Annotated in this window: 13 protein-coding genes; 4 read left to right on the forward strand and 9 right to left on the reverse strand. The window is 61.2% G+C overall.

What is annotated here, in order from left to right; all coding sequences use genetic code 11:
- Nucleotides 1–63: 63 nt before the first annotated feature.
- The 4 genes from AC6CIA_RS06625 to AC6CIA_RS06640 form a co-directional block, all read right to left on the reverse strand.
- Nucleotides 64–1,896: an ABC transporter ATP-binding protein gene (locus AC6CIA_RS06625; RefSeq protein ID WP_498311168.1), complete on the reverse strand. Its 1,833-nt coding sequence runs from the start codon at nt 1,894–1,896 to the stop codon at nt 64–66.
- Nucleotides 1,897–1,979: 83 nt separating this feature from the next.
- Entirely contained in the window at nt 1,980–2,543 is a 564-nt protein-coding gene (locus tag AC6CIA_RS06630; protein WP_339529203.1) for a peptidylprolyl isomerase, read from the reverse strand.
- A 3-nt stretch (nt 2,544–2,546) separates the two neighbouring features.
- Entirely contained in the window at nt 2,547–3,350 is an 804-nt protein-coding gene (locus AC6CIA_RS06635) for an alpha/beta fold hydrolase (protein ID WP_498311169.1), read from the reverse strand.
- A gap of 14 nt (nt 3,351–3,364) precedes the next feature.
- A complete protein-coding gene (locus AC6CIA_RS06640; RefSeq protein WP_498311170.1) occupies nt 3,365–4,288 on the reverse strand; it encodes a PA3225 family LysR-type transcriptional regulator in 924 nt (307 codons plus the stop codon).
- Nucleotides 4,289–4,337: 49 nt separating this feature from the next.
- Here AC6CIA_RS06640 and AC6CIA_RS06645 point away from each other — a divergent pair, with 49 nt between their 5' ends.
- The 3 genes from AC6CIA_RS06645 to AC6CIA_RS06655 all read left to right on the forward strand — a co-directional run bounded on the left by AC6CIA_RS06645 (nt 4,338) and on the right by AC6CIA_RS06655 (nt 6,482).
- The gene (locus AC6CIA_RS06645) at nt 4,338–4,652 is read left to right on the forward strand and encodes a 3-phosphoglycerate kinase (RefSeq protein WP_339529206.1); all 315 of its coding nucleotides are present in this window, start codon (nt 4,338–4,340) and stop codon (nt 4,650–4,652) included.
- Nucleotides 4,653–4,802: 150 nt separating this feature from the next.
- On the forward strand, nt 4,803–5,402 hold the full coding sequence (locus AC6CIA_RS06650) for an FMN-dependent NADH-azoreductase (protein WP_498311171.1): 600 nt from the start codon (nt 4,803–4,805) through the stop codon (nt 5,400–5,402).
- Nucleotides 5,403–5,603: 201 nt separating this feature from the next.
- Complete coding sequence (locus AC6CIA_RS06655; protein ID WP_498311172.1) at nt 5,604–6,482, forward strand: carboxylate/amino acid/amine transporter; 879 nt, start codon at nt 5,604–5,606, stop codon at nt 6,480–6,482.
- 73 nt (nt 6,483–6,555) lie between these two features.
- Here the strand turns inward: AC6CIA_RS06655 and AC6CIA_RS06660 are convergent, their stop codons facing one another.
- From AC6CIA_RS06660 to AC6CIA_RS06680, 5 genes are all read right to left on the reverse strand, one after another.
- Nucleotides 6,556–6,960 (reverse strand): META domain-containing protein, encoded by a 405-nt coding sequence (locus AC6CIA_RS06660; protein WP_498311173.1) that lies wholly within the window; start codon nt 6,958–6,960, stop codon nt 6,556–6,558.
- Nucleotides 6,957–7,397 carry a hypothetical protein gene (locus AC6CIA_RS06665; protein WP_498311174.1) on the reverse strand — a complete coding sequence of 147 codons (441 nt, stop codon included), beginning with the start codon at nt 7,395–7,397 and terminating at the stop codon, nt 6,957–6,959. Before AC6CIA_RS06665 ends, AC6CIA_RS06660 begins: the two co-directional genes overlap by 4 nt.
- Before the next feature lie 71 nt (nt 7,398–7,468).
- On the reverse strand, nt 7,469–8,458 hold the full coding sequence (locus AC6CIA_RS06670; RefSeq protein ID WP_498311175.1) for a 2-hydroxyacid dehydrogenase: 990 nt from the start codon (nt 8,456–8,458) through the stop codon (nt 7,469–7,471).
- Nucleotides 8,459–8,481: 23 nt separating this feature from the next.
- Nucleotides 8,482–11,241 carry a response regulator gene (locus AC6CIA_RS06675; RefSeq protein WP_498311215.1) on the reverse strand — a complete coding sequence of 920 codons (2,760 nt, stop codon included), beginning with the start codon at nt 11,239–11,241 and terminating at the stop codon, nt 8,482–8,484.
- 181 nt (nt 11,242–11,422) lie between these two features.
- Nucleotides 11,423–11,938 (reverse strand): DUF2062 domain-containing protein, encoded by a 516-nt coding sequence (locus AC6CIA_RS06680; protein WP_498311176.1) that lies wholly within the window; start codon nt 11,936–11,938, stop codon nt 11,423–11,425.
- Between the two features lie 135 nt (nt 11,939–12,073).
- Between AC6CIA_RS06680 and AC6CIA_RS06685 the strand changes: the two genes are divergently transcribed.
- On the forward strand, nt 12,074–14,329 hold the full coding sequence (locus AC6CIA_RS06685) for a DNA internalization-related competence protein ComEC/Rec2 (RefSeq protein WP_498311177.1): 2,256 nt from the start codon (nt 12,074–12,076) through the stop codon (nt 14,327–14,329).
- Nucleotides 14,330–14,385: the final 56 nt, after the last annotated feature.

The raw sequence follows: 14,385 nt of genomic DNA on the forward strand, positions 1-14,385 counted from the left end.
CAGTGAGATAGAGAAAAACTGTCAGAATTGTTCGGAATTGGCGGTGTTTCGAGGCGCAAGGAATCAGTCGATCCCGACAAAACCTCCCGTCTGGTGCTGCCACAAACGCGCGTACAACCCTCGGTGGGCGAGCAGTTCGGCATGGTTGCCGCTTTCGGCGATCTGGCCTTTTTCCAGCACCACCAACCTGTCCATTCGCGCAATCGTGGACAGCCGGTGTGCGATGGCGATGACGGTCTTGCCCTGCATCAGGGTTTCCAGGCTTTCCTGGATCGCCGCTTCGACTTCAGAGTCCAGCGCCGAGGTGGCTTCGTCCATGATCAGGATCGGTGCATCCTTGAGCAACACACGGGCGATTGCGATGCGCTGGCGTTGTCCACCGGAAAGTTTCACCCCGCGTTCACCGACGTGGGCATCCAGGCCGGTACGGCCCTCGGCGTCGCAAAGCAGTGGGATGAACTCGTCGGCGCGGGCCTTGTGTATGGCTTCCCAGAGTTCTTCATCGGTGGCGTCCGGTTTGCCATACAGCAGGTTTTCACGGATCGAGCGGTGCAGCAGCGAGGTGTCCTGGGTGATCATGCCAATGCGTTCGCGCAGGCTTTCCTGCGCCACCTCGGCGATGTCCTGGCCGTCGATCAGAATCCGCCCGCCTTGCAGGTCATAGAGGCGCAGCAGCAGATTGACCAACGTCGACTTGCCGGCGCCGGACGGACCGATCAGGCCGATTTTCTGCCCTGGCTTGATCACCAGGTCCAGGCCGCCGATGATCCCGCTGCTTTTGCCATAGTGGAAATCCACCTGCTCGAAACGCACCTCGCCCCGGGGTACCGTCAGGCGTGGGGCGTTTTCGCGGTCGATAACCGCCAAAGGCTGGGCGATGGTTTTCAGGCCATCCTGGACGATGCCGATATTCTCGAAAATACCGTTGACCACCCACATGATCCAGCCCGACATGTTGACGATCCGGATCACCAGCCCGGTGGCCAGCGCGATGGCGCCGACCGAGATCAGCGAATGGGTCCACAACCATAGGGCGAGGCCGGTAGTGGTGACGATCAGCAGCCCGTTCATGGTGGTGATCACCACGTCCATGCTGGTGACCACACGGCTGGCCAGCTGGGTTTTTTCGGTCTGTTCGATGATGGCTTCACGGGCGTAGTTCTGTTCGGACTGGGTATGCGCGAACAGCTTCAAGGTGGTGATGTTGGTGTAGCCATCGACAATCCGGCCCATCAGCTTGGAGCGTGCTTCAGAGGACGTCACCGAGCGCGCCTTGACCCGTGGCACGAAGTAACGCAGGGCCAGGCTGTAGCAGACGATCCACGACACCAGCGGAATCATCAGGCGCCAGTCGGCTTCGGCGAACAGCACCAGGGAACTGATGGCGTAGATCGCCACATGCCAGATGGCATCCACCGCCGCCACCGCCGAATCGCGCAGCGAGTTGCCGGTTTGCATGATGCGCTGGGCTATGCGTCCGGCAAAATCGTTCTGGAAAAAATTCAGGCTTTGCTTGAGCACATAGCTGTGATTCTGCCAGCGGATCAAGCTGGTCATGCTGGGGCTGATGGTCTGGTGCACCAGCAAGTCATGCAAGGCGCCGAAAATGGGCCGCAACAGCAGGGCGACGACAGCCATCCAGATCAGCTCGCTGGCATGCAGTTCGAAGAAATTGGCGGGTGGCGAGCCCTGCGCCAGGTCGATGATGCGGCTCAGGTAACTGAACAGCGCGACTTCGATCAGCGCGCCGATCAAGCCCACCACCAGCAACGCAGCGAAGCTCGGCCACACCTGGCGCAGGTAATAGAGGTAGAAGGGCAGGACTTTCTCGGGAGGGGCCGCGCTGGGAGCGTCGCGGAAGATATCGATCAGTTGTTCAAAACGACGATAGAGCATTGAGTCTGACGCCCGCGGCGCGGGCTCTCCTGTTCAAATACGCGCGGTGCCTTGTGGGCGCCGCGCGAGACATCCGGTGGACCTCAGTCGATGCGCTTGGCCGACTTGATCAGGACCGGATCGATCGGCACGTTTTGCATGCCTTGTTTGGTGGTGGTTTGCGAGTTGACGATGATGTCGACCACGTCCATGCCTTTGACGACTTTTGCGAACACGGCGTAACCGGCATCGCGACCCGGATCAAGAAAGGCGTTGTCGGCCACGTTGATAAAAAACTGGCTGGTGGCCGAGTCCGGGTTCGAGGTGCGTGCCATCGACAGCGTCCCGCGTACGTTGTGCAGGCCGTTGCTGGCTTCGTTCTTGATCGGTGCATCGGTGGTTTTTTGCGACATCTGCTGGGTGAAGCCGCCGCCCTGGACCATGAAACCCGGGATCACCCGGTGGAAAATGGTGTTGGTGTAGAAGCCTTTGTCGACATAGGCCAGGAAGTTCTTGGTACTGATCGGCGCCTTGACCGGATCCAGTTCAATTTCAATGTCACCGTTGGTGGTGGAGATCAATACATGGGGCGCCTTGGCAGGCTCGGCCGCCATCAGGTTGGCAGCAAACAGAATGGAACCGGCAAAGATCGCGATTTTTTTCAGCATGGGTCAGTGATCCTGGGTAGTGGTTTCGACGTTCTTCAGAAAGTCGAGCAGGGTGGTGTTGAAGGCTTCGGGTTGATCCAGCGGCGTCGCATGGCGGGAGTTCTCGATCACCACCAGCCGCGCGTCGGGCAGCAGTTTTACATAGATTTCTTTCTGCGCCACCGGGGTGTAGTCATGATCGGCGCTGATGACCAGGGTTGGACAGGTGATCCTCGAAAGTCGTTCCTGCACACCCCAGCCCACGATCGCATCGAAGCTGGCGAGGTAAGCATGTTTGTCATTTTTTGCCCAGCGTTCGGTCATCTTGCGCCGCAGATCCGCCTGTTCGGGCGCGGGAAACAGTCTGTTGCCCAACGCCTTGCCGATGGTGTCCAGGCTGAGTATCCGTGCCAGGCTCCAGCGCTTGGCCCATTGCCAATAATCGCTGGCGGTCCGGACCTTGACCTGCGGTGCGCTGTTGACGATGCACAGGCTTTTGAGCAAGTGCGGCTGATCCACCGCCAGTTGAAAGGCAACCATGCCGCCCAGGGACAAACCCACCACGTGGGCCGGCCCCAGGCGCAGGTGTTCGATCAACGCCAGCAAATCGGCGCTGAATCCTTCGATACTGTAGCGCTCGCGGGGCTTGTCGGAGCGACCGTGGCCGCGTATGTCCACCACGATCAACTGATAGTGCTGCGCCAGCACCGGCACCTGCAGCTCCCAATCCTGGCAACTCGAGCCCAGGCCGTGGATCAGGATCAGCGGCACGCCGTGGCCATATTCCTCGTAATGCAGGGTGCAACCTTCATGTTCGAAATAGGCCATCTGTGACCTCCGTGTCAGGCTTGCTGCGGTGCGGCAAAGGGTGCGTCCAGCGGTGCGGTGTCAAAGGTACGCAGCAGCTCCACGAGAATCTGCGTGGCCGGTCCCAGGGGTTTGTCCTTGTTTGAAAACAAGTAGAAGGTCGGATGGCGGCTGCCACCTTGCTCCAGGGGCAGTTGCTTGAGCACGCCGTCCTTGAGTTCACGCTCGACCATGTGCCGGGGCAGCCACGCAAACCCCAGGCCGCTGCCGACGAAGGCCGCGGCGGTGGCCAGGCTGCCGACGGTCCAGCGTTGTTCCGCCCCCAGCCAGCCGACGTCGCGCGGTTGTTGTCGGCCGGAGTCACGGATCACGACTTGCATCTGGCTTTCCAGGTCCTGGAAGCTCAATTCACGGTTGAGCCGGTGCAGCGCATGTTCGGGATGGGCCACGGCGATAAACTCCACGTCGCTCAACTCCGTGCCCAGGTAACCGGGAATGCTGAAGCTACTGATCGCAAGGTCAGCCACGCCCTCGATCAGCAGTTCCTCGACGCCGGAGAGCACTTCTTCACGCAGGCGTACGCGGCAGCCGCGGCTTTGCGGCATGAAGGCGCTCAAGGCGCGTACCAGTCGGGCGTTGGGATAGGCAGCATCGACCACCAGGCGTACCTCGGCTTCCCAACCCTGTTCCATATGGTGGGCCAGGTCTTCCAACTGGCTGGCATTTTTTACCAGTTGGCGCGAGCGCCGCAGCAGGACTTCGCCGGCCTCGGTGAGCACGGCCTTGCGCCCGTCGATACGCAACAACGGCACGCCGAGCTGGTCTTGCATGCGAGCCACGGTGTAGCTCACGGAGGACTGCGAACGATGCAGCACTTCAGCCGCCTGGGCGAAGCCACCGTGGTCGACCACGGCTTGCAGCGTGCGCCATTGATCAAGGGTCACGCGGGGCGCTTTCAAGATGAGCTCCTCTTGTCCTAAGCTGGCAGTCCTTACTGGAGACTGCCGAATGAAGAAATTCTGTTGTGTATTGCTGGCGCTGCTGCCGGTGAGCGCGTTTGCCTATCCCATCGATGTGTCCAAATCGATCAAGGGTGTCAGCATTGATTACAGCGCCTCTGACATTGATGCCGATATCAGCTCCATTCAACTCAGCAACTACGGCGCTAATGACGCTACGTGCAAGGTCGCGTTTACCAATGGCCCGGAGCCGACTCGTGTGCGCAAGGTGCTGGTTCCAGCGGGTAAAAGTACCAACACCACGGTCAAGTTCAGTCGCGCGATTATCAAGATGCGCATCAAGCTGACCTGCGAACCCAAATAAGCCGGAGCGGAGAAGGCCGTATGCCGTGCTCCGCTTATAAACAAATTTATAGATGGATTACAGCAGTTTTTTACGCTTTTTTATCGAAAGGGCTCTGTTTAACCTTCACTCCATCGACTTACAGCAATCTCCGATGGAGCCTACGTAACCATGTCCAATGTTCTGATCATCGAAAGCAGTGCCCGTCAGCAGGATTCGATTTCCCGCCAGCTGACCGAGCAGTTCATCAGCCAATGGCGAGCGGCTCATCCTGCCGACCAGATCACCTTGCGTGATGTGGCCGTCAACCCGGTTCCACACTTGGACGCCGACCTGCTGGGCGGCTGGATGAAGCCAGCTGAACAGCGCAATGCGCGTGAACAGGCGTCCCTGGACCGCTCCAACGAATTGACCGCAGAGCTGTTGGCCGCCGATGTACTGGTGATGGCGGCACCGATGTACAACTTCGCGATTCCCAGCACGCTCAAGGCCTGGCTCGACCATGTGTTGCGTGCCGGCGTGACCTTCAAATACACCGCCACCGGTCCTCAGGGTCTGCTCACCGGCAAGCGCGCTTTCGTGTTGACCGCCCGGGGCGGCATTCACGCCGGAGCCAGCAGCGATCACCAGGAACCGTACCTGCGTCAGGTCATGGGGTTTATCGGTATCCATGACGTCGCGTTCATTCACGCCGAAGGGGTGAATCTGGGGGGCGATTTCCAGGAAAAAGGCTTGAACCATGCCAAGGCGCTGTTGGCACAGGTCGCTTGAAGCGTTAATCGCCAGATAATCACCCGGTGTTTTCATAGCGTCACGCAACCCTTCAAGTGCGTGTACCGAACCTCCCTTTGCACTTGTTGCTCCTGAGTGCTCCGCCCGACTGACGCTTTAGCGAGGTCGGGTTTTTTTTGCCTTGAGTTTCGTCGCGGATCGAAAAACGCTAAGGTCGCGCCCATTCACGATGAGGCGAACATGGGCTATTTACTGGTTGTCACCCTGATTCAGGCGTTTTCCTTCAGCTTGATCGGCGAATACCTCGCCGGTCACGTCGACAGTTATTTTGCCGTGCTGGTGCGGGTGCTGTTGGCCGGGCTGGTATTTATCCCGTTGACGCGCTGGCGTTCGGTCGAGCCGGCGTTCATGCGCGGGATGTTGCTGATTGGCGCGTTGCAGTTTGGTGTGACTTACGTCTGTTTATATCTGAGTTTCCGGGTGTTGACGGTGCCGGAAGTGTTGCTGTTCACCATCCTTACGCCGCTGCATGTGACGTTGATCGAGGACGCGTTGAACCGGCGTTTCAACCCTTGGGCGCTGGTGGCCGCGCTGGTAGCGGTGGCAGGCGCGGCGGTGATCCGACTGGATCAGGTCAATCCGGATTTCTTCATGGGCTTTTTGCTGCTGCAATTGGCCAACTTCACCTACGCCGCCGGACAGGTGCTGTACCGGCGCCTGGTGGCGCGTCATCCCAGCGATCTGCCGCACTATCGACGGTTTGGTTACTTTTACCTGGGGGCGTTGGCGGTGGTGTTGCCGGCGTTCCTGGTGTTCGGCAAGGCCGACTTCCTGCCCGAAGCACCGTTGCAGTGGGGCGTGCTGGTGTTCCTGGGGCTGGTCAGTACCGCATTGGGGCTTTATTGGTGGAACAAGGGCGCATGCCTGGTCAGCGGGGGCACGCTGGCGGTGATGAACAATCTGCATGTGCCGGTGGGCTTGTTGCTGAATTTGCTGATCTGGAATCAGCATGAGCCGTTGGGGCGATTGTTTCTGGGCGGGGCGGTGATTGTGGCGGCGGTGTGGATCAGTCGGCTGGGCGCGCGTTCTTCTGTGCCTAATGAGTTACGGCAGGTCTAGTGGAGGCTTCGGTGGGACGGGCGCAACTATCAACAGTAGCGAGTAGTGGCCGCCCGTGACCACGCGAGTCAGATCAACCTTCTTCCAACCACAACCGCAACGGTTTCCCTTCGGCTGGCCAGAAACGCGTCTGCTGAATCGGTGAAATATCCCAACGCTGTACACGCTCGAGTGCCTTGAAAAAACGCTGTTCCTGCTCCATCAACGCCTCTGGGCAGAGTTTACGAGTGCTGCCAATCTTGCCAAAGCTGAGCGTGTCACCCTCCAGGGTGTATGGTGCGAACCAATGGTTGCAGCCGCCATTGCCATACGCCCGGCCATCGGCGCCGAGGGTGACGGTCAGGTGGGCGTAATCCATCAGTGGTCGTTCACCAATCCACTCCACCACGTAGCTGCGGTCCTGCGTGAGCTTGACCTCGTCGCTGGCGCAGCCGGCAAGGCCGGCAGCCACTGCTGTGAACATCCACAGGCGCTTCATTGAGCGGCCTTGCGGCATTTCGGGCAGCGGTGCCTGTCGCCGTCGGTGCTCCAGCCCAACTCGGCGATTCGCGCGTTGGCGGCCGGTTGCAGTGGCTCCTTGGTCAGCTTGGTCTCGACCGAGAACTCAAACTCCAGCACCGCATCGCAGCTGTCGCAGTTGACGTTCCAGGTGTGAATTTCCAGCTCGCCGAATTTCGGCCCTTGCGCCATGGCCACCCATTGCCCGGCTGGGCGAATGGAGTAACGCGCGTCGCCCTCGACGGTCAGTCGCATCGACAGGGTCTTGCTGCCCCGCAGGGTGACGATCAGCACGTCGCCGTGCTTGATCGAGCCACCGTTGCCGGTGACTTGATAACGGCCCGGCACCAGGGCACGGCATTCGATCAGGGTGTGTTGTGGGCTCAGCAAGCTGAAGCGGAAATCGTGTTCGGCCATGGATCCTCCAAATAGGCGCGGCATCCTATCACGGGCGCCTGCTCATCATGCGCGCGGCATGTTACCGCTGATCATCCGTGCACCAGGTTTTGTGGCTGATCCGCGGCCCACGCCGCGATGTTGGCCAGAGTGGTCGCGGCAATCGCCGCCAACGCCTCGTGGGTCAGGAATGCCTGGTGGGCAGTGATGATCACGTTGGGGAACGTCAACAGGCGTGCCAGTACGTCGTCCTGTAGTGGCAGATCCGAGCGATCCTCGAAAAACAACTGGGCTTCCTCTTCATAGACATCCAGCCCCAGATAACCCAGTTGGCCGTTCTTCAGCGCTGCGATCAGCGCCGGCGTGTCCACCAGGCCGCCACGCCCGGTGTTGATCAGCATGGCGCCGGGCTGCATGTGGGCCAGGGATTGCGCATTGATCAGGTGTCTACTGTCGGTGGTCAGCGGGCAATGCAGGCTGATGATCTGCGCCTCGCCCAGCAACGCGTCCAGGCTTACGTAGCGAGCGCCCAGGGCTTCGACCTGTGGGTTGGGATAGGGATCGTAAGCCAGCAAGTTGCAACCGAAGCCGGTCATGATCTTGGCGAAGGTCGCGCCGATCTGTCCGGTCCCGACCACGCCGACCGTTTTGCCCACCAGATCGAAACCGGTCAGTCCATGCAGACTGAAATCGCCGTCGCGGGTGCGGTTATAGGCGCGGTGCAAGCGGCGGTTCAGGGCCAGGATCAGCGCGACGGCGTGCTCCGCCACCGCGTGAGGCGAGTAGGCCGGCACCCTGGCGATTGTCAGCCCCAGGCGTTTGGCGGCGGCCAGGTCGACATGGTTGTAGCCCGCGGAGCGCAGGGCGATCAAGCGTGTGCCGCCGGCGGCCAGGTGTTCCAGCACCGGAGCGCTGAGGTCGTCGTTGATAAAGGCACAGACGACCTCGTGCCTGTCTGCCAGGGCTACGGTGTCGAGGTTCAGGCGTGCCGGTTGAAATTGCAGTTGCATGCCGGCTGGCAACGGTTCAGCCAGAAAACTGTCGCGGTCATAGGTCTGGCTGCTGAAGAGGATGATGCGCATCAAATGTTCCTTTCTTGGCAGGCTCAGGCGTTGACCCGCGCCTCGCTGGCGAGACGGGCGATCGCCATGTCCAGGGCGTCGAGAGCGGCCATGGCCTTGGCGTCGTCCTGCTTGAGCAAGGTTTCGGCGCGCTGGCAGGCCGCGCGTAACTGCGGTACGCCACAGTAGCGGGTCGCACCGTGGAGGCGGTGGACCCGTTCGATCAAGGCATGGTTGTCGTTGTCCGCACGGGCGACGCTGATCGCTTCGCGGTCGGCTTGCAGGGAGGCAAGCAGCATCGCCAGCATGTCGGCCGCCAGGTCAGGCTTGCCGGCGGCCAGGCGCAAGCCTTCCTCCTGGTCCAGAACCGGCAGCTGTACCGTGGGGCCGGCACCTTCGCCGCTACGCTCAAGGTTTTGATTACGCAAGGCCAGGCCCGTCCATTTCAGCACCACCTGGGCCAGTTGCCGTTCGCTGATGGGCTTGGTCAGGTAATCATCCATGCCGCTTTGCAGCAACGCGCGCTTTTCGTTGGCCATGGCGTGGGCGGTCAGAGCGACAATGGGCAACGCTGTACCGTGGCCGGGGCGCTCGCTTTCCCATTGGCGAATCGCCTCGGCACTTTGACGTCCGTCCATGCCTGGCATCTGCACGTCCATCAGCACCAGGTCAAAGGTTTCATCTTTCACCGCCTCGATGGCCGCGTAGCCACTTTCCACCGCCTGGACCTTGGCGCCCATGTCTTCCAGCAGGGTCTGCACCAGCAACAGGTTGGCCGGGTTGTCATCGACGCAGAGCACCCGTGGCGCGCGACTGGACAACGGTTCCCCGGGGTCGCTGCGCAAGGGCCGCGGGCTGATCAGGTCGGACAGGGCACGCTTGAGTTTGCGCGTGCAGGCCGGTTTGGCCTGCAACTGGCTGTTGGGGTTGGGCACGGACAGGTTGAACAGCATCTGCTCGGTGGTCGGGCACAGCACCAACACTTTGCAGCCCAAATGCTCGAGGTCCCAAAGGTGCTGGTTGAGGCGCTCTGGCGGAATGTCATTGGCGGTGATGCCAAGCACCGCGAGGTTGATTGCCTGTTCGGTCTGGTGGGCGCTGGTGATCCCGTTGGTGAGGTTTTCCAGGCTGTTGAACGGGGTGACTTCCAGGCCGCAGTCTTCCAATTGATGTTGCAGGGCCTGGCGCGCCAGGTCGTGGTTTTCCAGCACGGCGACGCGTTGACCCAGCAGCGGCGCGCAAGGCAGGTCTTCGATATCGTCGCGGGTTTTTGGCAGGCTCAGGCTGACCCAGAACTCCGAACCTTGCCCCGGCGTGCTTTCGACACCGATTTCGCCGCCCATCTGCTCGATCAAGCGCTTGGAAATCACCAGCCCGAGTCCGGTGCCACCGGGTTGCCGGGACAGTGAGTTGTCTGCCTGGCTGAACGCCTGGAACAGCGCTCGCACGTCTTGGTTGGACAGACCGATGCCGGTGTCCTGGACGCTGATGCGCAGTTGCACGCTGTCTTGCTGCTCATCTTCGAGCATCGCCCGGACGACGATAGTGCCCTCGCGGGTGAACTTGATGGCATTGCTGACCAGGTTGGTAAGGATCTGCTTGAGGCGCAGCGGGTCGCCGACCAGGGACAGTGGCGTATCCCGATAAACCAGGCTCACCAATTCCAGTTGCTTGGCGTGGGCGGCGGGCGCGAGGATGGTCAGGGTGTCTTGCAGCAGGTCGCGCAAATTGAACGGAATGCTGTCGAGGACCAGCTTGCCGGCTTCGATTTTCGAGAAGTCGAGAATTTCGTTGATGATGCCCAGAAGGCTATCGGCGGACTTTTCGATGGTGCCCAGGTAATCCAGCTGACGGGGCGACAGCTCGCTTTTCTGCAAAAGATGGGTGAAGCCGAGGATACCGTTGAGCGGCGTGCGAATTTCATGGCTCATATTGGCCAGGAACTCGGACTTGATACGGCTGGCTTCCAGGGCCTCCTTGCGGGCCAGGTCCAGTTCGATGTTCTGGATTTCGATGGTTTCCAGGTTCTGGCGCACGTCTTCGGTGGCCTGATCGATACTGTGCTGCAATTCTTCCTGGGCATTCTGCAGGGTTTCGGCCATCCGGTTGATGCCCGACGCCAGTTGATCCAGCTCTTGGCTGCCCAGCGGTGGCAGCCGGGTCTCCAGGTTGCCGTCCTTGAGTTGCGCCACTGCTTGTTTGATCTGGCCGATGGGGGCGTTGATCGTGCGGCTCATGCGCAGCGCCAGGGCGGCGGTACACATCAGGCCAATGGCGATCAGCAACAGACTGGCGAACAGGCTGCGGTAGCCGCGCAGCAGCATGCCGTTATGGGACAACTCCAGCTCGACCCAGCCCAGCAGGCGGTCGGATTCATCGGGGATCAACTCGCCGGCGAGATTGCGATGGCGACCGAACACGGGCAGTAAATAGCGGGTGGCGTCATTGCCGGTACGTTGCAGCAGGTGGGAACTGTTGCCGATAGGGGGTTCATTGAGCATGGTCGGGCCGGCGTGGGCCAGCGACGAACGGTCCGGGGCCAGGAAAGATACGGCGCGGACATCGGTTTGCTCCAGGGACTGGGTGGCAATTCGTTCCAGCAGCTTGGTGTTCTTGCTGCCCAGCGCGGGAGCCACCAGCGGCGCCAACTGTTCGGCGATCATCTCGCCACGATTGAGCAATTGGGTCTGCAGGTCCGCTAACTGCATCCAGGTAAAATAGCCCCCCAGAAGCAACGCCATCAAGCTGGTAGGCAGCAAGGTCAGCAACAGTACGCGGCCTTTTATCCCCATTCTTCTAAGCACGCCACTCTCCCGCACCACACTGTTTTCGACATTCCACGCAGGCATCCGGCCCGCACCACCTGCGCAGTGTAGCCATATGCGGAGCATGGAATCTCGCAAAATAATCAGATGAGGCGAAGAACGTGCCTCGACGGCCGCGGGTATCGGGCAATGCCGATTAAGGAAGGCGCCGGGCAGGTGGCTAGCGGTTGCGCAGTTTGCGTTTTTTCCACTGATGACCCACCCACCAGCGCCAATAGGTCATGGTCAGGCAGTACGCCAGTGCCGCCAGCACCAGGCCCATCACCACCGAGCCCAGTAGAAACGGTTGCCACATCGTTGATAGCTGACCGCTGATCCATTCCCAGGTCAGCTCGTCGGGCAGGCTGCGCGGCGGTATGTTCATCAGCCATGTACCGGTCATGTAGGTGCAGAAGAAGACGACGGGCATGGTGATGGGATTGGTCAGCCAGACCAGGCTTACCGCGATGGGCATGTTGCCGCGCACGGAAATGGCGAGGAAGGCCGCCAGCAACATCTGCAAGGGGATAGGGATGAATGCGGCAAACAAGCCTACGGCCATGGCCCGCGCTACCGAGTGCCGGTTGAGGTGCCAGAGGTTGGGGTCATGGAGCAGCTTGCCGAAAAAGCGTAAGGATTTGTGTTCCCTGATGCTGGTCGGGTCGGGCATGTACCGTTTGAATAAGCGCCGTGGCATAAGGGGTCCAGGTCAGTTCGAGGGACAAGTATGCCCGGATTCCGTGAACGTGAAATTCAGACTTTGTGACAAAAAATCATAATCCAGGTGCGCGGCCGGGCTGACACTCGCTTGTTCACTTTCAAGGAATGATCCATGCGCACAGGGATGTTCGCGCTCGCACTGGGATTGCTTGCCTTGCGTTTCCTGCCGGCGTTGCCGTCGGTCGGTTGGCTGCTGGTCCTGCCGGCCGTCGCGTTGATGATGCTACCGTTTCGTACGTATCCGTTGGCCTTTTTCTTACTCGGGTTGGGCTGGGCCTGCCTCAGCGCCCAGTGGGCACTGGATGATCGGCTCGCGCCGCAGCTGGATGGTCAGACACGGTGGGTGGAAGGGCGGGTCACGGGGCTGACCCAGCACACAGAGAGCGTGGTGCGTTTCGAGCTGAGCGACGGCCGCTCGCGCAAAGATAAACTGCCCAAGCGCATTCGTCTGGCCTGGCATGGCGGGCCGCCGGTGCAGGGGGGCGAGCGCTGGCGCTTGGCCGTCACCTTCAAGCGGCCGTCCGGGTTGCTCAATTTTCACGGATTTGACCAGCAGGCCTGGCTATTGGCCCGGCGTGTGGGGGCGACCGGATCGGTCAAGGACGGCCAGCGTCTGGCGCCTGCCCGGCATGCCTGGCGAGATTCGATCCGCCAGCGGCTATTGGCTGTGGACGCTCAAGGCCGGGAAGCCGGGCTGGCGGCGCTGGTGCTGGGCGATGGTTCCGGTTTGATGCGCGAGGACTGGCGCATTTTGCAGGACACCGGCACCGTGCATTTATTGGTGATTTCGAGGCAGCACATCGGCCTATTGTCCGGGTTGATCTATGCCCTGGTCGCTGGCTTGGCCCGCTACGGGGCGTGGCCCAGGCGCATCCCCTGGCTGCCTTGGGCCTGTGGACTGGCCTTTGCCGCCGCGCTGGCTTATGGCCTGTTGGCGGGGTTTGAAGTGCCGGTGCAGCGGGCTTGCGTGATGGTCGGGCTGGTGTTGCTGTGGCGCCTGCGGTTTCGGCACCTGGGCATCTGGTGGCCATTGTTGCTGGCGCTGAATGCCGTGTTGGTCCTGGAGCCCTTGGCCAGTCTGCAGCCGGGGTTCTGGTTGTCATTTGCCGCGGTGGCCGTGTTGGTGCTGGCGTTCAGCGGGCGTCTGGGGCCCTGGCGTGTATGGCAGGCCTGGACCCGTGCCCAGTGGCTGATCGCGATTGGCTTGTTTCCACTGATCCTGGTGCTTGGCCTGCCGGTCAGTCTGAGCGCTCCTTTGGCTAACCTGTTTGCCGTACCCTGGATCAGCGTGGTGGTGTTGCCCCTGGCATTGCTCGGAACCCTGTTGTTGGCGGTCCCGGTGCTGGGAAGTGGTTTGCTGTGGTTGGCGGGCGGCGCGCTGAACGGGTTGTTCACGGCATTGGGCGTGCTCGCGGGGCAACTGCCCGCCTGGATCCCGGCCGAGATGCCCTTCGGGTTCTGGCTGTTGAGCTTGATCGGAGCCCTGCTGCTATTGATGCCCGCCGGCATTCCTTTTCGTCTGCTGGGATGGCCCTTGCTGCTGTTGGCGGTGTTCGTGCCTGGTGAAGACATTCCCCATGGACAGGTCGAAGTGGTGCAACTGGATGTTGGCCAGGGGCTGGCAATCGTGCTGCGTACCCGCCACCACACCTTGCTGTATGACGCCGGGCCGCGCCTTGGCGATTTCGATCTTGGCGCGCGGGTGGTGCTGCCGTCGTTGCGCAAATGGGGCGTTACCCAGTTGGACTTGATGGTGCTCAGTCATGCCGACGCCGATCACGCGGGCGGCGCAGCGGCCGTCGCCCGCGGGCTGCCGGTCAAGCGGGTGGTGGGCGGGGAGACCGTGGGGCTTGCGCTGTTTTTGCAGGCACAGCCGTGTGCCAGCGGTGAGCAATGGGAATGGGACGGCGTGACGTTTCAGCTGTGGCAATGGGCGGATGCCGTTAGCGGTAACCAGCAGTCCTGTGTCTTGCAGGTACAAGCCAATGGCAAGCGGTTGCTGCTGACTGGCGATATCGATCACCAGGCCGAGCGGGCATTGCTGTCCACGCCCCTGGCCGTCGGCACTGATTGGTTACAGGCGCCTCATCATGGCAGCCGCAGTTCCTCCTCATGGCCGTTGCTGCAACGGCTGGCCCCCGCGGCGGTGCTGATTTCCCGTGGGCATGGCAACGGTTTCGGTCATCCCCACCCGCGAGTGCTGGCACGTTATCATCAGGTGGGCAGCGCCATTTATGACAGCGCCGAGCAGGGCGCCGTGCGCTTTCGCCTGGGCACCGACGAACCGCCGGTCACGGCGCGCAGCCAGCGCCGTTTCTGGCGGCCACCGGTCATTGGGCGTTACCAAAAACAGCAGCCTGGGACATGATGCTCTTGGGTGGGCGGGTCCTTCCTGGCCCGCCTGTATGCTAAAGTGGCGCACTT

The sequence above is a fragment of the Pseudomonas sp. GQ91 genome (assembly GCF_059758795.1).